The organism is Micromonospora sp. NPDC049139 (genome assembly GCF_055586845.1).
This window is the reverse complement of sequence record NZ_JBVJHK010000009.1, coordinates 18,722-37,591: the sequence shown is the minus strand read 5'-3', so window position 1 is coordinate 37,591 and position 18,870 is coordinate 18,722. Positions and strand designations below refer to the sequence as shown.

At 74.2% G+C, this 18,870-nt stretch carries 18 protein-coding genes; 13 read left to right on the top strand and 5 right to left on the bottom strand.

Going from position 1 to position 18,870, the window contains the following annotated elements; genetic code table 11:
- Positions 1-64: 64 nt before the first annotated feature.
- A complete protein-coding gene (locus ACZ6Q9_RS17165) occupies positions 65-811 on the bottom strand; it encodes a D-Ala-D-Ala carboxypeptidase family metallohydrolase (RefSeq protein ID WP_393456333.1) in 747 nt (248 codons plus the stop codon).
- A 159-nt stretch (positions 812-970) separates the two neighbouring features.
- Between ACZ6Q9_RS17165 and ACZ6Q9_RS17160 the strand changes: the two genes are divergently transcribed.
- Both ACZ6Q9_RS17160 and ACZ6Q9_RS17155 read left to right on the top strand, forming a co-directional pair.
- Positions 971-1,480: an HIT family protein gene (locus ACZ6Q9_RS17160; RefSeq protein ID WP_350706683.1), complete on the top strand. Its 510-nt coding sequence runs from the start codon at positions 971-973 to the stop codon at positions 1,478-1,480.
- 82 nt (positions 1,481-1,562) lie between these two features.
- The gene (locus tag ACZ6Q9_RS17155) at positions 1,563-2,621 is read left to right on the top strand and encodes an aldo/keto reductase (protein ID WP_396830296.1); all 1,059 of its coding nucleotides are present in this window, start codon (positions 1,563-1,565) and stop codon (positions 2,619-2,621) included.
- 141 nt (positions 2,622-2,762) lie between these two features.
- Here the strand turns inward: ACZ6Q9_RS17155 and ACZ6Q9_RS17150 are convergent, their stop codons facing one another.
- Positions 2,763-4,925, bottom strand: coding sequence for an elongation factor G-like protein EF-G2 (locus tag ACZ6Q9_RS17150; protein WP_396830295.1), 2,163 nt, complete (start codon positions 4,923-4,925; stop codon positions 2,763-2,765).
- A 252-nt stretch (positions 4,926-5,177) separates the two neighbouring features.
- Between ACZ6Q9_RS17150 and pgsA the strand changes: the two genes are divergently transcribed.
- The 7 genes from pgsA to ACZ6Q9_RS17115 all read left to right on the top strand — a co-directional run bounded on the left by pgsA (position 5,178) and on the right by ACZ6Q9_RS17115 (position 11,253).
- The gene (gene pgsA / locus ACZ6Q9_RS17145; RefSeq protein ID WP_396830294.1) at positions 5,178-5,810 is read left to right on the top strand and encodes a phosphatidylinositol phosphate synthase; all 633 of its coding nucleotides are present in this window, start codon (positions 5,178-5,180) and stop codon (positions 5,808-5,810) included.
- 43 nt (positions 5,811-5,853) lie between these two features.
- Positions 5,854-6,786, top strand: a complete 933-nt coding sequence (locus ACZ6Q9_RS17140) for a phosphatidylinositol mannoside acyltransferase (protein WP_393456339.1) — start codon at positions 5,854-5,856, stop codon at positions 6,784-6,786.
- A 15-nt stretch (positions 6,787-6,801) separates the two neighbouring features.
- Positions 6,802-7,962, top strand: a complete 1,161-nt coding sequence (locus tag ACZ6Q9_RS17135; protein WP_393456342.1) for a glycosyltransferase family 4 protein — start codon at positions 6,802-6,804, stop codon at positions 7,960-7,962.
- A 2-nt stretch (positions 7,963-7,964) separates the two neighbouring features.
- Complete coding sequence (locus tag ACZ6Q9_RS17130; protein WP_393269670.1) at positions 7,965-8,468, top strand: hypothetical protein; 504 nt, start codon at positions 7,965-7,967, stop codon at positions 8,466-8,468.
- A 189-nt stretch (positions 8,469-8,657) separates the two neighbouring features.
- Positions 8,658-9,575 (top strand): pyridoxal 5'-phosphate synthase lyase subunit PdxS, encoded by a 918-nt coding sequence (gene pdxS / locus ACZ6Q9_RS17125; RefSeq protein WP_358093221.1) that lies wholly within the window; start codon positions 8,658-8,660, stop codon positions 9,573-9,575.
- 76 nt (positions 9,576-9,651) lie between these two features.
- Positions 9,652-10,260, top strand: coding sequence for a pyridoxal 5'-phosphate synthase glutaminase subunit PdxT (pdxT, locus tag ACZ6Q9_RS17120; RefSeq protein ID WP_396830293.1), 609 nt, complete (start codon positions 9,652-9,654; stop codon positions 10,258-10,260).
- Between the two features lie 243 nt (positions 10,261-10,503).
- Positions 10,504-11,253, top strand: coding sequence for a YebC/PmpR family DNA-binding transcriptional regulator (locus ACZ6Q9_RS17115; RefSeq protein ID WP_357701515.1), 750 nt, complete (start codon positions 10,504-10,506; stop codon positions 11,251-11,253).
- A gap of 64 nt (positions 11,254-11,317) precedes the next feature.
- On the opposite strand, the gene ACZ6Q9_RS17110 is transcribed toward ACZ6Q9_RS17115, so the two are convergent.
- Positions 11,318-11,872, bottom strand: coding sequence for a hypothetical protein (locus tag ACZ6Q9_RS17110; RefSeq protein ID WP_396830292.1), 555 nt, complete (start codon positions 11,870-11,872; stop codon positions 11,318-11,320).
- Positions 11,873-12,094: 222 nt separating this feature from the next.
- Here ACZ6Q9_RS17110 and ACZ6Q9_RS17105 point away from each other — a divergent pair, with 222 nt between their 5' ends.
- Both ACZ6Q9_RS17105 and ACZ6Q9_RS17100 read left to right on the top strand, forming a co-directional pair.
- Positions 12,095-13,345, top strand: coding sequence for a hypothetical protein (locus ACZ6Q9_RS17105; RefSeq protein ID WP_396830291.1), 1,251 nt, complete (start codon positions 12,095-12,097; stop codon positions 13,343-13,345).
- A 107-nt stretch (positions 13,346-13,452) separates the two neighbouring features.
- Positions 13,453-14,115, top strand: coding sequence for a DUF402 domain-containing protein (locus tag ACZ6Q9_RS17100; RefSeq protein WP_396830290.1), 663 nt, complete (start codon positions 13,453-13,455; stop codon positions 14,113-14,115).
- A gap of 78 nt (positions 14,116-14,193) precedes the next feature.
- Here the strand turns inward: ACZ6Q9_RS17100 and ACZ6Q9_RS17095 are convergent, their stop codons facing one another.
- Positions 14,194-15,642, bottom strand: a complete 1,449-nt coding sequence (locus tag ACZ6Q9_RS17095; protein WP_396830289.1) for a nitroreductase family protein — start codon at positions 15,640-15,642, stop codon at positions 14,194-14,196.
- 112 nt (positions 15,643-15,754) lie between these two features.
- Here ACZ6Q9_RS17095 and ACZ6Q9_RS17090 point away from each other — a divergent pair, with 112 nt between their 5' ends.
- Positions 15,755-16,741: an ornithine cyclodeaminase family protein gene (locus ACZ6Q9_RS17090; protein WP_396830288.1), complete on the top strand. Its 987-nt coding sequence runs from the start codon at positions 15,755-15,757 to the stop codon at positions 16,739-16,741.
- 112 nt (positions 16,742-16,853) lie between these two features.
- Here the strand turns inward: ACZ6Q9_RS17090 and ACZ6Q9_RS17085 are convergent, their stop codons facing one another.
- On the bottom strand, positions 16,854-17,645 hold the full coding sequence (locus tag ACZ6Q9_RS17085) for a shikimate dehydrogenase family protein (RefSeq protein ID WP_393269618.1): 792 nt from the start codon (positions 17,643-17,645) through the stop codon (positions 16,854-16,856).
- Between the two features lie 347 nt (positions 17,646-17,992).
- Between ACZ6Q9_RS17085 and ACZ6Q9_RS17080 the strand changes: the two genes are divergently transcribed.
- Complete coding sequence (locus tag ACZ6Q9_RS17080; protein ID WP_393269621.1) at positions 17,993-18,796, top strand: SGNH/GDSL hydrolase family protein; 804 nt, start codon at positions 17,993-17,995, stop codon at positions 18,794-18,796.
- The last annotated feature ends 74 nt before the right edge of the window (positions 18,797-18,870 follow it).

Below are 18,870 nucleotides of genomic sequence, written 5' to 3'. Positions count from 1 at the left end.
CTCCGAGATCCACGGAAGGCCCCCCGCCACCGGCGGGGGGCCTTCGTCGACGGGCCGTCGGGCGTCAGATCCCGCAGGTCGGGGCGGACCAGGACCGGCTCGGCGTGTTGCCCAGGTGGGTGTGGTCGTTGTGGCCCGGGTAGCCGGGGCCGAGGATGTTGCTGAAGCCGTGGTAGCGGGCCTGCTGGGCGAGCCGGCACAGCGAGGGTGACCCGACCAGGTCGACCCCGTCGCCGTAGAGGTGCCGGCTGTTGCTGGCGCCGCCGACCGCGCTGTTGCAGGCGTAGCTGCGGAAGCCGCTGCTGATGTAGAGCGGTACGTTGCCGAGTGCGCGCCGCATGGCCTGGAGCTTCCACATCGACACGCGGGCGTTGAAGCGGGCGGTGCTGGCCGACACCGCGCCACCGGACCAGTCGCTGTTGCACCTGTTCCACTCCGCGTAGCTGAAGCTGACCGGGGTGCAGTCGTCGTCCTGGAGCGCGTAGATCTGGTTGAAGGTCTGGGGCCCGGCGACGCCGTCGGCGCCCAGCCCGTACGCCTGCTGGAAGCGGATCACGGCGGACCGGGTGCCCGGGCCGTACACCCCGTCGAGGGCGAGCACGGCGTCGTAGCCGGGGTAGCCCGAGACCCGGATCTGGAGTTGCCGGACGTCCTCGCCGGACATCCCCTGGGACAGGGTGCGTCCCCACGTGTAGCAGCCGTCGGCGTGGGCCGCGCCGGCGGTGAAGGTGACGCCGACCACGGTGGTGGCGGCGGTCAGCGCGAGCGCCGCGAGGAATCTGCCGAGCCGTCGGATCACGGAGACCTCCATCGGTCTATGGAAGTAAATCGATGGACGGAATTTTCAATGGTGCTTTTCGATTCGTCAACAACTTCCAGCGCCGGGTTCCCCACGGCGGGCCTCGCCGGTCGTCGGGCCGCTCCGTAGGATCGGCTTGTGGCAGGGGTGGAACGGCACACGGACAGCGGCATGGCCGACGGCCTGGAGCGGCTCTGGACGCCGCACCGGATGACCTACATCTCGGGCGAGGACCGCCCCGAGGGCTACGAGAAGCCGAAGGGGTGCCCCTTCTGCCTCGCCCCCGGCCTGCCGGCGGAGGAGAGCCTCGTCGTCGCGCGCGGCGCGCACGTCTTCGTGGTGCTCAACCTCTACCCGTACAACCCGGGTCACCTGCTGGTCTGCCCCTACCGGCACGTCGCCGACTACACCGACCTCGACGGGCCGGAGACCGCCGAGCTGGCGTCGTTCACCCAGACCGCGATGCGGGTGATCCGCAAGGTCAGCAACGCCCACGGGTTCAACCTCGGGATGAACCAGGGCGGGGTGGCCGGCGCCGGGATCGCCGCGCATTTGCACCAGCACGTCGTGCCCCGCTGGGGCGGGGACGCCAACTTCATGCCGGTGATCGGGCGCACCAAGGTGCTGCCGCAACTGCTCGGGGACACCCGGGAGCTGCTCGCCCGCGCCTGGCCCTCCTGACCCGGCCCGCCGGGGTCGGGATCCCGCGCGGCGGCGGGGACGCCGCCCCGGGGGTGGGCGCCGGAGGTGGCACGATGCGTCGATGGCAGTCACGACACGGACGTTGGGCCGCAGCGGCATCAAGGTCAGCGCGCTGGGCATGGGGTGCTGGGCGATCGGCGGCCCCTGGGCCGAGGGCACGCAGCCGCTGGGCTGGGGCGCCGTCGACGACGAGGAGTCCGTCCGGGCGGTACGCCGCGCGCTCGACCTCGGCGTGACCCTCTTCGACACCGCCGACACCTACGGGGCGGGGCACTCGGAGCGGGTCCTGGGCCGGGCGCTCGCCGGCCGGCGCGACGAGGCCGTGATCGCCACCAAGTGGGGCCACACCTTCGACGAGGCGACCCGCCAGGCCACCGGCGCGGACAGTTCCCCGGGGTACCTGCGGCGGGCGGTGGAGGAGTCGCTGCGCCGGCTCGGCACCGACCGGATCGACCTCTACCAGTTGCACCTCGCCGACCTGCCGGTGCCCCGGGCCGAGGCGCTCGTCGGCACCCTGGAGGACCTGGTCGCCGACGGGCTGGTCCGCGCGTACGGCTGGAGCACCGACCGCCCCGACCGGGCGGCCGCCTTCGGCCAGGGCGCCCGGCACGCCACCGCCGTGCAGCACACCCTCTCGGTGCTCCGGGACGCCCCCGAGCTGCTCGCCGTCTGCGACAAGTACGACCTGGCCAGCGTCAACCGGGGGCCGCTGGGGATGGGCCTGCTCTCCGGCAAGTACACGACCGGCTCCACGCTGCCCCGCGACGACGTGCGAGGGGTCGCACCGGGCTGGCTGGAGTGGTTCCGGGGCGGCCGGCCGGCCCCGGAGTGGCTGCGGCGGGCCGCCGCCGTGCGGGCGGCGCTGACCGCCGACGGGCGCACTCCGGCCCAGGGCGCGCTGGGCTGGATCTGGGCGCGCAGCGGGCGCACCGTCCCGATTCCCGGCTGCCGCACCGTCGCGCAGGTCGAGGAGAACGCCGCCGCCCTGCACCGGGGGCCGCTGCCGGCCGACCAGTTCGCCGAGGTGGAACGCCAGTTGGCGGCGCTCCGCTCGGCCGCGCTCCGCGAGGCCGACCGCCCCCACCACCCGAGCCCCATGCTCCCCACCGCCCGCCCCTGACGGGCCCCGCCCGCCGGGTCACCGTCGATCACGCAGTTGTGGTGGGCGTCGCGCCCCGGATCGCCCGTTTCGTCGGGCAGCTTCACCGCGCCGGGCGGCACGCCGCCACAACCGCGTGAATCGACCCCGCGACGAGCCCGGTCAGGGGTGGCTGCCGTGTTCCTTGCGGACCTGGTCGGCCAGGTGGGCGGGCATGGGGTCGTAGCGGACGAAGTGGCGGCGGAAGGTGCCGGTGCCCGACGTCATCGAGCGCAGCTCGACCGCGTAACGGAGCAGCTCCGTGGCGGGCACCTCGGCGCGGACCAGGGTGCGCCCCTCGGCGTCCGCGTCCGGCTCGGTGCCGAGCACCCGGCCGCGCCGCCCGGACAGGTCGCCCATCACCGCGCCGACGGACGAGTCGGACACCCGGATCACGACCTCGTCGACCGGCTCCAGCAGCGCCGGCTGGCCCTTCTCGGCGGCGTCCCGCAGCGCCAGCGCGCCGGCGGTCTGGAAGGCCGCGTCGGAGGAGTCCACGCTGTGCGCCTTGCCGTCGAAGAGGGTCACCCGCAGGTCCACCACCGGATGGCCGGCGACCAGGCCCCGCTCCATCTGGGCGCGTACGCCCTTCTCGACGGAGGGGATGTAGTTGTGCGGCACCGCGCCGCCGACCACCCGGTCGACGAACTCGAAGCCGGCCCCGCGCGGCAGCGGCTCGACCTCGATGGCGCAGACGGCGTACTGCCCGTGGCCGCCGGACTGCTTGACGTGCCGGCCGTGCCCCTTGGCCGGGACGGTCAGCGTCTCGCGCAGCGCGACCCGGACCGGCTCGGTGTCCAGCTCCACCCCGCCCGCGCGCAGCCGCTCCAGCACCACGTCGGCGTGCGCCTCGCCCATGCACCAGAGCACCAGCTGGTGGGTCTCCGGGTTGCGCTCCAACCGCATGGTCGGGTCGCCGGCGACCAGGCGGGCCAGGTTGCGCGCGAGGGTGTCCTCGTCGGCCCGGCTGTGGGCCACGACGGCGACCGGCAGCAGCGGCTCGGGCATCTCCCAGGGGGCGATCAGCAGCGGGTCGTCCTTGGCGGAGATCGTGTCGCCGGTCTCCGCGCTGCCCGACTTGGTGATCGCGCAGATGTCGCCGGCCACGCAGGCGCCCACCTCGCGCAGGCTCGCGCCCAGCGGGGTGTAGATGTGCCCGACCCGCTCGTCGGCGTCGTGGTCGGGGTGGCCGCGCTCGGCCATCCCGTGCCCGGAGACGTGCACGGTCTGCTCCGGGCGCAGCGTGCCGGAGAAGACCCGGACCAGGGAGACCCGGCCGACGTGCCGGTCGACGGTCGTCTTGACCACCTCGGCGACCAGCGGGCCGTCCGGGTCGCAGGCCAGCGGCGGGCGGGGCGAGTCGTCCACCCCGGCGACCGCCGGCAGCTCGTGCTCCAGCGGCGACGGGAAACCGGCGGTGAGCACCTCCAGCAGCGCGTCCAGCCCGACCCCGGTCTCCGCGCAGACCGGCACCACCGGGTAGAAGTGGCCCCGCGCGACCGCCTTCTCCAGGTCCTCGATCAGCACCTCGGTGCCGATCTCCTCGCCCGAGAGGTAGCGGTCCATCAGGGACTCGTCCTCGCTCTCGGCGATGATCCCCTCGATCAGCTCGTTGCGGGACTCGACGATGGCCGGCAGGTGCTCCGGGTCCGGCTCGCGCACGTCGGCCGGCAGGCCGGCGGTGTAGTCGAAGACCCGGCGGGTGATCAGGCCGAGCAGGCCGACGGTGGAGACGCCGTCGTCGCCGAGCATCGGCAGGTAGAGCGGGAGCACGTTGTCGCCGAAGACCCGCTGGCAGAGCGCCACCGCCTCGTCGAAGTCGGCGCGCGGGTGGTCGAGCCGGGCGACGGCGACGGCCCGGGGCATGTCGACCGCCGCGCACTCCTCCCACAGGGCGGCGGTGGCGGCGTCCATCCCGTCGACGGCGGAGAGCACGAACAGCGCCGCGTCGGCGGCCCGCAGCCCCGCGCGCAACTCGCCCACGAAGTCGGCGTAGCCGGGGGTGTCGAGCAGGTTGACCTTGATCCCGTCGTGTAGCAGCGGCGCGCAGGCCAGGCTCACCGAGCGCTGCTGGCGTACGGCCGCCGGGTCGTGGTCGCAGACGGTGCTGCCGTCGGCGACGGTGCCGGCCCGGCCGATCGTGCCGGTCGCCGCGAGCAGCGCCTCGACCAGGGTCGTCTTGCCCGCTCCGGAGTGCCCGACGAGCACCACGTTGCGGATCCGGCCCGGCTCGGTCACCACCGGCGCGCCGCCGGCGGCCCCCTTCTCCTGACTTTTCTGCGCCATGGGGCGCACCTCCCTCAGCCGTGGTTGGTGGCGACCGCCGCGCGCGACGGGGAAGCGGCCCGAGCGGGTTCCGCGGCGATATCCTCCGGTGCTCTGCAGGGTTGCGGGTAATCAACGGGCGGGTGGGTGAGCTGACTCACCTTCCCGGCTCGATCTCACACCTGTTGCGGGGCCGGCACAAGCCTCCGTCCTGCGCGGGTCGCTGACCGGCCGTACCGCCGGTGCCGGTGGGACCGTTATCGTGGGACCGCCATGGCGAAGATCTTCCAAGTGACGGCCCGCGCGGGGATGACCCGCGTCGTCGAGCCGGTCGCACGCGGCCTGCTCCGAGCGGGCGTAACCCCCAACGTGGTCACCGTGGCGGGCACCCTCGGGGTGCTCGTCGGTGCGCTCGGCTTCGGTGCCCGCGGCCATCTGGTCGCCGGGGCCCTGATCGTGACCGTGTTCGCGCTCACCGACCTGCTCGACGGGACGATGGCCCGGATGAGCGGCGGCTCCACGAAATTCGGGGCGTTCCTCGATTCGAGCATGGACCGGATCGCCGACAGCGCGGTCTTCGGCGCGGTGGCGTACTGGCTCGCCACCGAGCACGACCATTCGGGCGTCGCCGCCGCGCTGCTCTGCCTGGCCGCCGGCGGCCTGGTCTCCTACGTCAAGGCCCGGGCCGAGGGGCTCGGCATGACGTGCAACGTGGGCATCGCCGAGCGCACCGAGCGGCTGCTCATCGTCGGCGTGGGCGGGCTGCTCACCGGCCTCGGCGTCCGGCCCGCGCTGGAGATCGCGCTCTGGCTGCTCGCCGCGGTGTCGATCTTCACCGTCGGCCAGCGGATGGCCCACGTCTACCGCCAGGCCCAGCGGGTGTACACCCCGGGCGGGCAGGGGTGAGCGCGACGAGCGCCGGTCGGCCGCTGTCCGGGGGCCGGCGCCGGTGAACCTCACCGAGCTCGGCTACGTCGCCGGGTGGCGCGTGATCCGCGCGCTGCCCCGGCCCGTCGTGGCCGCGGCGTTCCGGGCGGGCGCCGACCGCGCCCACCGCCGCGGCGGCGGGGGTACGGCCCGACTGCGCGCGAACCTGCGCCGGGTGGTCGGCCCCGACCTGCCCGAGGCCGACCTCGACGAGCTGGTCCGCCGCGGCCTGCGCTCGTACGCCCGCTACTGGATGGAGGCGTTCCGGCTGCCCTCGCTCAGCCGGACGGAGATCCTGGCCGGCTTCCGGCTCGACGGCGAGGAACTGCTCGCGGCCGACGTGGCGGCCGGCCGGGGCGCGGTGGTGGCGCTGCCGCACGCCGGCAACTGGGACGCCGCCGGCGCCTGGGTCGCGGCGACCGGCTGGCCGATCACCACGGTCGCCGAGCGGCTCAAGCCCGAGGGCGTCTACCAGCGGTTCCTCGCCTTCCGGCGAAGCCTGGGCATGGAGATCCTGCCCACCCACGGCGGCGACCGGCCGGCGTTCGACGTGCTGGTCGACCGGGTCCGGGCCGGCACGGTGGTGCCCCTGCTGGCCGACCGGGACCTCTCCGCCCGGGGGGTGGAGGTCGACTTCTTCGGGGCCCGCACCCGGATGCCGCCGGGCCCGGCCCTGCTCGCCCTGCGCACCGGGGCGCCCCTCTACGTCGCCTCGATGTGGTACGAGGCGGACGCGGCCCGCGCGTCGATCGAGGGTCCGCTGCCGCTGCCCGACCCCGAGGAGGGCCCGCTCGACCGGCGGGTCCGGTCGCTGACCCAGCGGATCGCCGACGGTCTGGCGGCGGGCATCGCCCGGCATCCGGAAGACTGGCACATGTTGCAGCGGATGTGGCTGGACCAGCACGGCACGGGTGGCGGCGCGACCCTGCCCTCCCCGGCTGCCGGACAGGCGTAAGGGAGGGGTTGAGGCGTGCGTATCGGCATCGTGTGCCCGTACTCCTTCGACGTGCCGGGCGGGGTGCAGAACCACGTCATGGACCTCGCCGAGGCGCTGATCGGCCTCGGACACGAGGTGAGCGTGCTCGCCCCGGCCGACGAGGACTCCCCGCTGCCGCCGTACGTGGTGCCGGCGGGGCGGGCGGTGCCGCTGCCGTACAACGGTTCGGTGGCGCGGATCGCGTTCGGCCCGGTCTCCACGGCGCGGGTGCGGCGCTGGATCACCCGGGGCGACTTCGACGTGCTGCACGTGCACGAGCCGCTGACCCTGAGCCTGTCGCTGCTGGCCGTGCTCTCCGCCCGCGGGCCGGTGGTGGCCACCTTCCACACGGCGATGACCCGGTCGCGGGCGCTCGCCGCCGCGCAGGGGGTGCTCCAGATCGTGCTGGAGCGGATCACCGCCCGGATCGCGGTCAGCGCGCTGGCGCGCAAGGTGCAGGTCGAGCACATGGACGGCGGCGCGGTGGAGATCCCCAACGGGGTGGCCGTCGCGAAGTTCAACCACGCGCAGCCGCTGCCCGGCTGGCCGGGGGAGTGCGCGCCCGGGCGCGGCGGCGCGATCGGCTTCCTCGGCCGGTTCACCGAGGCCCGCAAGGGCTTCCCGATCCTGCGCGACGCCTTCGTCGAGCTGGCCCGGCAGCGTCCCGGGCTGCGGCTGCTGGTGGCCGGCCCCGGTGATCCGGACGACCTGTTCGGGCGCTTCCCGGTCGAGCTGCGCGACCAGGTGACCTTCCTCGGGCTGGTCTCCGAGGAGGACAAGGCGCGGATGCTGCGCAGCGTGCACCTCTACGTGGCGCCGAACACCGGCGGGGAGTCCTTCGGCATGATCCTCACCGAGGCGCTCGCGGCGGGCACCACCGTCGTGGCCAGCGACCTCGACGCGTTCCGCCGCGTGCTCGACGGCGGCCGGGCCGGTCGGCTCTTCCCCACGGGGGACCGGCCCGCGTTGTGTACCGCCCTGGCCGACCTGCTCGACGATCCCGACGGCCGGGCCGCGCTGACCGCCTGCGGCGACCAGGTGGTGGCCACCTTCGACTGGCCGGTGGTCGCCCGCCGGGTCCTCGAGGTGTACGCGGCGGCGATCGAGGCCACCGACGGGCGGGTCATGGACACCGAATGGGTGGGGCTGGACTGACGATGTCGGGCATGTGGTGGGGGGTGGTCGCGGCCCTGGCCGTCGGGCTGGTCGCGGCGTACCTGGTCTGGACCGCCGGCCGGGTCGACCGGCTGCACGGCCGGGCCGAGCTGGCCGCCCGCGCCCTGGACGCCCACCTGCTGCGCCGCGCGGCGGCCGCCGCGGTCCTCGCCGAGCGGCGCTACGGCGTCGAGCTGTACGCGGCGGCGCGGATCGCGCTGGACGCGCAGCCGGACGAGCGGGAGGCCGCCGAGAACGACCTCACCCGCCAGTTGCGTGCCGTGGAGCTGGACCCGGCCGATCCGGACTGCGAGGCGGTGATCGGCGCCAGCCGACGGCTCGCCCTGGCCCGTCAGGTGCACACCGACCTGGTCCGCGACGCCCGCGCGGCGCGCGGCCGTCCGCTGGTGCGGCTGCTGCGCATGGGGCGACGCCGGCCCTGGCCGCGCTACTTCGACATCGACGACCCCACCCTCACGGTCCCGGCGGACGTCCCCGCCGGCTGAGGCGGGCACGGACCCGACAGAACGCCCAGACGGGACGCCGGGCGCACCCGGCGACCGGGCGGCGGCGGGGCGGTGACGACTGCCACAGGGCAGGCCACCGTGGGTCTGATTGGCTGTCGGACGGGCGTTGGGACGGCCGTAGCATTTTCGCAGCCACCCCACCCCGAGCACGTCGAGGAGCGATGACCCGTGCCCGAAACGACTGCCCAGAACGCCAGCGCCAGCCCGGTCACCGGCACCGCCCGCGTCAAGCGCGGCATGGCCGAGATGCTCAAGGGCGGCGTGATCATGGACGTGGTCAACGCCGAGCAGGCCAAGATCGCCGAGGACGCCGGCGCCGTCGCCGTGATGGCGCTGGAGCGGGTGCCCGCCGACATCCGCGCCCAGGGCGGGGTGTCCCGGATGAGCGACCCCGACATGATCGACGGCATCATCGACGCCGTCTCCATCCCGGTGATGGCGAAGGCCCGGATCGGCCACTTCGTGGAGGCCCAGATCCTCCAGTCGCTCGGCGTCGACTACGTCGACGAGTCCGAGGTGCTGACCCCGGCCGACTACGCCAACCACATCGACAAGTGGGCCTTCACCGTCCCCTTCGTCTGCGGCGCGACCAACCTCGGCGAGGCCCTGCGCCGGATCACCGAGGGCGCGGCCATGATCCGCTCCAAGGGCGAGGCCGGCACCGGTGACGTCTCCAACGCCACCACCCACATGCGCAGGATCCGCCAGGAGATCCGCCGGCTGGGCTCGCTGCCGACCGACGAGCTGTACGTGGCCGCCAAGGAGCTCCAGGCGCCGTACGAGCTGGTCAAGGAGGTCGCCGAGAGCGGCAAGCTGCCCGTGGTGCTGTTCACCGCCGGTGGCATCGCCACCCCGGCCGACGCCGCGATGATGATGCAGCTCGGCGCCGAGGGCGTCTTCGTCGGCTCCGGCATCTTCAAGTCCGGCAACCCGGCGCAGCGGGCCGCCGCGATCGTCAAGGCCACCACCTTCCACGACGACCCGGACGTGCTGGCCAAGGTCTCCCGGGGCCTGGGCGAGGCGATGGTCGGCATCAACGTCGACGACATCCCGCAGCCGCACCGCCTGGCCGAGCGCGGCTGGTGAAGGGTGTAAGGAAGGGCACCTTCCTAACGCCTGAGGTAGAGGAAGGGGCCCTTCCTAACCAGGAGAGGAGCGGCAGATGGGCGACGCACCCGTGATCGGTGTGCTCGCGCTCCAGGGCGACGTGCGCGAGCACGTCGCCGCCCTCGCCGCGGCGGGCGCGGACGCCCGCCCGGTGCGTCGGGCGCAGGAGTTGGACGCGGTGGACGGGCTGGTGATCCCCGGGGGCGAGTCCACCACGATCAGCAAGCTCGCCGACATCTTCGAGATGCGCGAGCCGATCGACAAGCGGATCGCCGGCGGGATGCCGGTGTACGGCTCGTGCGCCGGCATGATCATGCTGGCCACCGAGGTCCTCGACGGCCGGCCCGACCAGCGCGGCTTCGCCGGCATCGAGATGACCGTGCGGCGCAACGCGTTCGGGCGGCAGGTCGACTCGTTCGAGGCGCCGGTGGCGATCACCGGCGTCGACGGCGGGCCGTTCCACGCGGTGTTCATCCGGGCGCCGTGGGTCGAGCGGGTCGGCGACGGCGTCGAGGTGCTCGGCACGGTGACCGAGGGCCCGGCTGCCGGGCGGATCGTGGCGGTCCGGCAGGGCAGCCTGCTGGCCACCTCCTTCCATCCCGAACTGACCGGCGACGCGCGCGTGCACGCGTACTTCGTGGAGCTGGTCCGGGCGTCGCGCTGAGCGGCGGCGAGCCGTGCCTTGTTTTCGCCCCGTCTGTCCTGGTCCGGGCGGTCGGGGCGTGGCGGCGAGGCGCGGCGCGGTGACAGCGGGCCGCCAGGCGTCGGTAGGATTGCCGAGATTCGGCAGGGCCAGCTGCCCGTCACGGCTTCCACCAGGGCTGACCGGCACCACCGCGTGCGCCGGCGGGAGCGGGGCGTGCGCGGTGCGGTCGATGCAGACGGCGGGTAGCAACGGAGGTAACAGATGTCCGGCCACTCAAAGTGGGCGACGACCAAGCACAAGAAGGCGGTCATCGACGCCAAGCGCGGCAAGATGTTCGCCAAGCTCATCAAGAACGTCGAGGTCGCCGCGCGGACCGGCGGCGGCGATCCCGCCGGCAACCCCACGCTCTACGACGCCATCCAGAAGGCCAAGAAGAACTCGGTCCCGAACGACAACATCGACCGCGCGGTCAAGCGCGGCTCCGGCCTGGAGGCCGGCGGCGCCGACTACCAGACCATCATGTACGAGGGTTACGGCCCGAACGGCGTGGCGCTGCTCATCGAGTGCCTGACCGACAACCGCAACCGCGCGGCCACCGAGGTGCGCACCGCGCTGACCCGCAACGGCGGCTCGTTCGCCGACGCGGGCTCGGTGTCGTACATGTTCTCCCGCAAGGGCGTGGTGATCGTCCCCAAGGCCGGGACGACCGAGGACGACGTGATGATGGCGGTCCTCGACGCCGGCGCCGAGGAGGTCAACGACCTGGGTGAGGCGTTCGAGGTGGTCTCCGAGCCGACCGACCTGGTCGCGGTGCGCACCGCGCTCCAGGACGCCGGCATCGAGTACGAGTCGGCCGAGTCGGCGCTGATCCCGAGCGTCAACGTCCCCCTCGACGAGGACGGCGCGCGCAAGATCTTCAAGCTGATCGACGTCCTGGAGGACTGCGACGACGTGCAGAACGTCTACGCGAACTTCGACGTCTCCGACGAGATCATGGCCGCCGTCGGCTGACCCAGGGCGTCGGCTGAGCCGCCGCGCCTCCGGTCGGTTCCCCGTCGACGCGGCGGGGAACCGGCTACCGCCGCCGCGTGGTCTTCCGGCGGCGTCGGTTCCGATGCTGGTTGTGCGGCAGGCGCGTCGTCCGGGCACCCCGGACCGGTCGGCGCGCCGGCTCGTCGCTGTCCCCCGCGAGCTGGAAGAACAACCACGCGAAGAAGCCGGCGGCCCCCGCGATGGCATGGACCCCTAGCCGACCGACGGCCATCCCCCAGTCGGTGGACCACGCCCCCTCGGCGTCGGTGCCGCTGACCATGGCCGGAGTGATCGTGCCCGGTCCCGCCTCGACCGGGACGCGCAGGCTGATCGAGTCGATTCGTACCGCACCGTCAGTGCTGGTGAAAGGGCCGTGACAGGTCCAGTTGCCCTTGCTCTCGGTGCCCTCGTCGCACCTGGCGATCTCCAGGCTGCCGGGCGTGGGCGAGACGAAGGCGGCATCGACGTAGTCCCACGTGCGGCTGATCTCCCACACGTTCCACCAAGCGGCGCCGAGCAGCACGGCGGCGGCGACGACCAGCTTGCACCAGGCCGCCACCGACCTGTTCGTCATCTCGGTCCACAGTCTCTGCCGCATCGCGGCTCATCGTATGAACGCTGTCCACCCGTCGATGCGGCAAGATCGCCGGGCGACCGTCGCCCCGCGCGCTGTGTTCCCTGCCCCGTGTCCGTCCGGGCGGTGATCGGGACGGCCGCCGCCCGGACGGGCGAAATTTCCGGATGATCATCCGGACACCCGCCGTTCGGAAAGCTCGCATAGGATCTCCCGCTGTTTGATCTTCTTGAGCAACGGAGAGACATGCGAAGGACCCTCACCGCCGCGGCTGCCGTCCTGGCGATTCCCGTCCTGGCCGGTGCCGTCGCCCCGCCGCATGCGACGGCGGGCCCGATGCCGACTCCGGGCCGGGGCGTGGCCGTCGGGACGTCGCGCCCACCGGTGGCGCCCCCGAACATGCCGGCGACGGTGTACGGGGGCGCGTGGTCCTCGGGCCACGTGCAGGGAGTGGCGGTCGACTGGAGCCGCGGTCACGTCTACTGGTCCTTCACGAACCTTCTGGTCAAGACGGACCTCGGCGGTCGGGTCGTCGGCACGGTGACCGGCTTGACCGGCCACCTCGGCGACCTGGACGTCAACCCGGAGGACGGCCGCGTCTACGGCTCGCTGGAGTACAAGGCGCAGCGGGCCTTCTACATCGCCATCTTCGACGTCGCCCGGATCACCCGGATCGGAATGGACGCCGAGACGGACGGCGTGATGACCACCGTCTACCTGAAGGAGGTCGTCGACGACTTCACGGCGGACCTGGACGGCGACGGCGTCTTCGACGGCGACACCGGGCAGACCGCCGACCACCGGTACGGCGCCAGCGGCATCGACGGGGTCTCGTTCGGGCCGGCGCTGGGCACCGCCGGCGGGCGGAACGTGCTGATGGTCGCCTACGGCATCTACCCGAACACGACGCGTACCGACAACGACCACCAGGTGCTGCTCGCGTACGACGTGCGGCGGTGGAGCCTCCTCGCCCGTCCGCTCAGCCAGACGGCACCGCACCGGAGCGGGCCCGGGCAGCCGTACTCCAAGGTCTTCGTCCGGACCGGGAACACCACCTTCGGGGTGCAGAACCTGGAGTACGACCGGCACACCCGCCGGTGGCTGATGGCGGTCTACCGGGGCGGCAAGCCGGAGTTTCCGAACTGGACGCTCTACGCGATCGACGGCACCGTCGCCCCGCAAACCGGTGTGATCACCGGCCAGCCGGACGGCGCGACCGGCTGGATCGTCCCGCTGGCCCCGGCCGGGCTGGCCGATCCGGCCACCGGGGTCCGCGGCTGGGAGGGGCCCGGCAGCTTCGGCCTGGAGGCGCTCGGCGACGGGCGGTTCTACGTGGTCAGCAGCGGGACGACCACGGTTGACGGTGAGCGGCGGCAGACCGGCACCGCACTCCTCCAGCAGTGGACGGGAGCGACGCCGAACCCCTTCGCCACGGCCGGATCCACCGTCGCCGGGCGCCGACCCGCAGCCCGTGCCGTGCTCTCCCGGCCCCGCTGAGCCCGACGAGGACGGCGCGCGTGAGGTCTTCGACGTCCTGGAGGACTGCGACGACGCGCAGAAACGTCCACGCGAACCGGGACGCCGACAGTCGGTAGGTTGGGGGAGTGGATCGTCCGGGTCGGGTGGAGCGGGACGGTGGGCGGGTCGGGAAGGGGCACCGCTTCGCTCCGGGCGACGTGGTGGTCCGGCGCGAGGTCCTGCACGGCGAGGTGTGGTTCGCCTGCCCGACCGTCTGCGTCGAGGACTCGCCCGACCTGCTCGTGCTCTACCTGCCCCCGGGCGCGGAGTTCGGCTTCCCCGAGACCGGGCGCTTCCCGTGCGGGCGGCACCCGTGGCAGGTCGCCGGGCACCGGGTGTGGAGCGGCCACGGCAAGCTGATGCTGCACCGCCCGGGCGAGGCGCACTCCGTCGACGTCTTCTGGACCGGCCCGGAGCGCGCCTTCGCCGGGTGGTACTTCAACCTCCAGGACCCGTTCAGGCGTACCGCGATCGGGGTGGACACCCTCGACCACGAGCTGGACCTCTGGTGGCCGGCCGACGCCGCCCGCTACGTCTGGAAGGACGTGGAGATGTTCGCCCAGCGCCTGGAAGAGGGGCGTTATCCGGGGATGGCCGACGCGATCCGCGCCGAGGGCGACCGGATCGCCGCCCTGCTCGACGCCGGGGAGCGGTGGTGGGACGAGGCGTGGGCGTCGTGGCGGCCGGACCCGGCGTGGCCGATGCCGGCCCTGCCGGCCGGCTGGGACACCGTTCCTCCGACCCGCTGACCGCTGACCGCTGACCGACTGGGACGCCGACCCGCTGACCGCAGCCCGCCGGCCCCGAGCGTGCCTCGGCCCTGCTCGTCAGGACCCGCCGCTGCGGGGCATGACCGAACGGACCTCGACCGGGCGGCCCGGCCCGCCGCCGGCGCGCGACGCGTACTCCGGGACGCCCACGCACGTGAACAGCAGCGCCGCGAGGTCGTCCGGCTCGCCGAGCAGGCCCGGGACCTCCGAGTCGAGGAAGGTCATCCCGGAGGCGCCGGCGCCCAGGGCGTACGCCGCGAGGTGCAGCCGGCCCTCGACGAGCCCGGCGGCGAGCTGGGCGTCGCGGTAGCCGCGGTCGTCGAGCGCCGACAGCGGGGTGGCCCCGACGACGACGTACGCCGCGTCGCCGGCGAGCGCCTGGTCCAGGCAGACCCGCAGCAGCTCGTCACGCAGCTCCGCGGCCCGCAGCGGCCTCGCCAGGTCGGGCCAGCGGTAGAGACCGGGCGCCACACCGTCGACGCCGTGCACGGCCACCCAGTGCGGCACCGGCACGCCGCGCAGGGCGGCGGCCAGGGGCCACTCCAGCAGGGCGCGCGGCAGCGTCCGGGACCGGTCCATGCGGCGCTGCGACCCGCGCCGGCGCACCACCTCGTCGAGCGGGTCGGACGGCGGGAACTCCGGCAGCGGCGCCGCCTCCGGCCAGGGCTCCCCGAGGGTGTCCCGCTCGCCCGCGCGCTGCGCGGCGGTGCACAGCGGCAGCTCGACCGGCGGCAGCTCACCCGGCGCCGCCGCCGCGGTGGGACCGATGGCCGGCTCGCCGTCGCCGAGGGACAGCAGGGCGAGCGGATACTCGTGCACCCCGTCCGCGCCGACGAGGCGGCGCAGCGTGGCGTCCGGGAACAGCGTCCGCAGCCGTGGCGCGAGTCCGGCGCTCGCGGCCGCCGCCGACAGTTGGGACAGCAGCGTCCCGGCGTCCCAGTAGAGGTGCCGCCAGCCGCGCTCGGCGTACCGCCACCCCGTCCGCCACGGCACGCCCGTGACGACGAGCGTGGTGGCCGCTCCGGTGGCGGCGGGGGCGACCTGGACGAGCGCGTGCCGCGCCGGGTCGTACCAGTGCACGCCGTCCGGGACGCCCGCGACGTCGCGGGTGCTCGCGTAGACCTCCAGCGGGAAGCGCGCGCCGGCCGAACCGGCGGCCCGGTAGAGGAACGGCCGCCCGTGGCGCTCGGCGGTGCGGACGACGCCGGCGCCGAGGAAGAGCACGCGGCCGAGCTGCGCGGCGTCGAGGAGCTGTGCCCGGCCCGCGGCGCCCGCGAGCACCGCCGTCGCGGGGATCCCCGGGTCGGGCAGGTCGCGCGGCAGGGCGACGACGGGCAGGCCGTCCGGATAGCCCTTGAGCTGCGGCGGCAGGGTCCCGGGGTCGTTCGGCACGAGGTCGTGGCGGATCCGCGGGTCGTCCCCGGGCACGTCCCAGTCGCGGTTCGGCACGTACGACGTCAGCCGGTGCAGCAGCCCGGCGCCGGAGTCGAGGTCCACAGCGGCCATCCTGCCAGTGCGCGCACGGCCCCGCACCGTAGTGACGACCGCACCGACCACCCCACCCCGCGCGGGGCTTAGCCTCGGGGCGTTCCTCGTCCGTCCGCCGCCGGAGGCCACCATGACCGATCCGATCCCGCCGGCCGCGTCCTTCGCCGGCATGCGCCTGATCCCCGCGGAGGCGGTCGCGGCGACCCCGGTCCGGGTCGCGGTGGACGCCCTGGAGGCCGCCCTGCGGGCGGGCCTCGACCCCGAGCGGGAGACGCGCCGCTCGAAGGTGACCACGCGGGGCGGCGAGCTGCTCGTCATGCCCGCGACGCGGGGCGCGTACTCGGGCTGCAAGCTGCTGACCAGCACCCCCGACAACGCCGGTCGCGGTCTGCCGCTCATCCAGGGGGCCTTCGTCCTCTTCGAGGGCCCGGAGCAACGCCCGGCGGCGCTCGTCGACGGCACCGCCCTGACGAACCTGCGTACGCCCGCCGTGTCCGCGCTCGCGGTGCGGCACCTGCTGCCCCGCGCGGCGGGCGACGCGCTGCGGCTCACCGTGTTCGGCACCGGCCCCCAGGCCCGCGCCCACGTCGAGGCGATGCTGGCGCTGCACGCGATCGCCGAGGTCTTCCTGGTGGGACGGGACGGCCCACGGCGCGACCGGCTCGCCGCGCGGTGCGACCGGGCGGGCGTCCCGGTGCGGGTGTACGAGCCCGGCCCGGTCACCGACGCGGTGACGGCGGCGGACGTCATCTGCTGCTGCACCAGCGCGTCGACGCCGCTGTTCGACGGTGCCCTGGTCCGGCCCGACGCCGTCGTCGTCGCGATCGGGTCGCACTCGCCGGACGCCCGCGAGGTCGACGACCGCCTCGTCGCCCGCTCCCACGTCGTCGTCGAGTCGCTGGCCGGCACCCCGCGGGAGGCGGGCGACATCGTCGCTCCGCTGGCGGCCGGTGTGCTGCGGGAGGAGGACCTGCGTCCGCTCCGTGACGTGGTGACCGGCCGCGTGCGGTTGCCGGCCGGTCGACCACGGTTGTTCAAGGGGACCGGAATGCCGTGGCAGGACCTCGTCGTCGGCGTCGAGGTCTACCGCGACGACCTCGCCCGGCGGCCCGGGTAGGGCCTGCCGCCGGCGCTCCACCGGGGCGATGTCCGCGCGGCGCCCCAATCGATCGGCCGGCCCCCGGTCGGTGGGCCGGCGGTCACGTCACCGTGCGGCGGTCGGGTCCCGGTCAGAGCCCGAAGAACGCGAGGTAGGAGTCGAGCTGGTGGGCGAGCATCGGCTCGCCGGGGTGCGCCCGCAGGCCGCGCGCGCGGGCCTCGGCCAGCAGGGCCGTCTCCGCCGGGGTCATGATGATGTCGGCGACCACGGCGTCCGTGGGCAGTTCGGCCACCGGGAACGGCAGCGGGTCGTCGGGGCGCAGCCCGAGGGGGGTCGCGTTGACCGCGAGGTCGGCGTCGGCCAGTCGCGGTCGCGCCGCTCCGGTGACCCGGTCCGGGTACGCGGCGGACAGCCGTCGCCGCAGCGTCTCCAGCCGGCCCGGGTCGGTGTCGGCCAGCCGCAGCTCCGCCACGCCGGCGTCGAGCAGGGCGACGGCGATGGCGCTGCCCGCCCCGCCCGCGCCCACCACGCACACCCGGCGGCCCCGGGGGTGGTGTCCGGCCGTGGCCAGCCCGCGGACGAACCCGTCGCCGTCGAAGGTGTCCGCGGTCCAGGTTCCGTCGGGCTCGCGCCGCAGGGCGTTGGCGCTGCCGGCCAGGCGGGCGCGGTCGCTGGCCCGGTCCGCGAGGGCCAGGGCGGCGGCCTTGTGCGGCACGGTGACCAGCATCCCGTGCAGGTTGCCCACCCGTTGCAGGCCGCGTACGACCGGGGTGAGGTCGGCCGGTGCGACGTGGACCGGGACGAGCACCGCGTCGGTGCCGCGGCGGGTCAGCACCGGATTGAGCAGGCCGGGGGCGCGTACCTGCGCGATCGGGTCGCCGAGCAGCGCGTACAGCCGGGTGGTGCCGCCGATCTCCGTCATGCCGCGCCTCCGTGTCGATGGCCGACGCCCAGGGTTGCCCGTCCCGCCGGTCGGGGTGCCGCGCCGCGCCGACGCTATCGCGGGCCCGGACGTGGGGTCCCTCCGGGTTCGCGTCGTCCGCCGAGCCGGCCCCTTCCGCCCGGTCGGCGCCGCCGGTTCCGTAGGGGACGGTGGGGGTGCCGGGGGCGTCCGACCCCCGGAGGCGCGGGGTGGGCGGTCGCGGCGGTACGGGGTGCCGGACCCGGAAACCGTTGCCGGCACCCCTAAGATCGCCGCAAGGATCTTTCGCCGGGAAATATTTAGTGATATCAATCTCGCACCGATCCCTCTCACCCCCGGAGTGCGACGTGCGGAGAACTCGCTTCGTGACCCTCGCCCTGAGCCTCGCCGCGGCTCTCGGCGCCAGCCTGTCCCTGACAACCCCCGCCCAGGCCGCCGCCACCGACCGCTACGTCGCCCTCGGCGACTCCTACGCCTCGGGCGTCGGCGCCGGCAGCTACACCAGCGAGAGCGGCTCCTGTCAGCGCAGCACCAACGCCTACCCCGCGCTGTACGCCGCCACCGTCAAGCCCGCCTCGTACCGCTCGGTCGCCTGCTCCGGTGCCACCACGACCAGCGTGATCAACACCCAGCTCTCCGCGCTCAGCTCCACCACCAGCCTGGTCAGCATCACGGTCGGCGGCAACGACGTCGGCTACTCCAACATCATGACCACCTGTGTGCTCAAGGGCACCACCGAGTGCGTCGCCGCCGTGCAGGCCGCCGAGGACAAGGCCCGCGCCCAGCTCCCCGGCCTGCTGAGCAACGTCTACAACGGCATCAAGACCCGGGCCCCGAACGCCCGGGTCGTGGTCGTCGGGTACCCGGTCTTCTACCAGCTCGGCACCGTCTGCGTCGGGCTGAGCGCCACCTCGCGTGCCAAGATCAACGAGGCCATCAACCTGGTCGACGACATCACCCGCAGCGCGGCCAACGCGGCCGGCTTCACCTTCGCCGACGTGCGCTCGGCCTTCGTCGGGCACCAGCTGTGCAGCTACGGCGAGAAGTGGCTGCACGCCCTCAACTACCTCAACCTCGGCGTCTCCTACCACCCGACCGCGGCCGGCCAGTCCGGCGGCTACTACCCGGTCTTCCGCAACGCCGCCGACTGACCCGACCGCGCGCCACCGCCGACGCGTACCGGCTGATCCGGCAGCCGCCCGCGGCGGCGGTGGCGCGCGTCCGT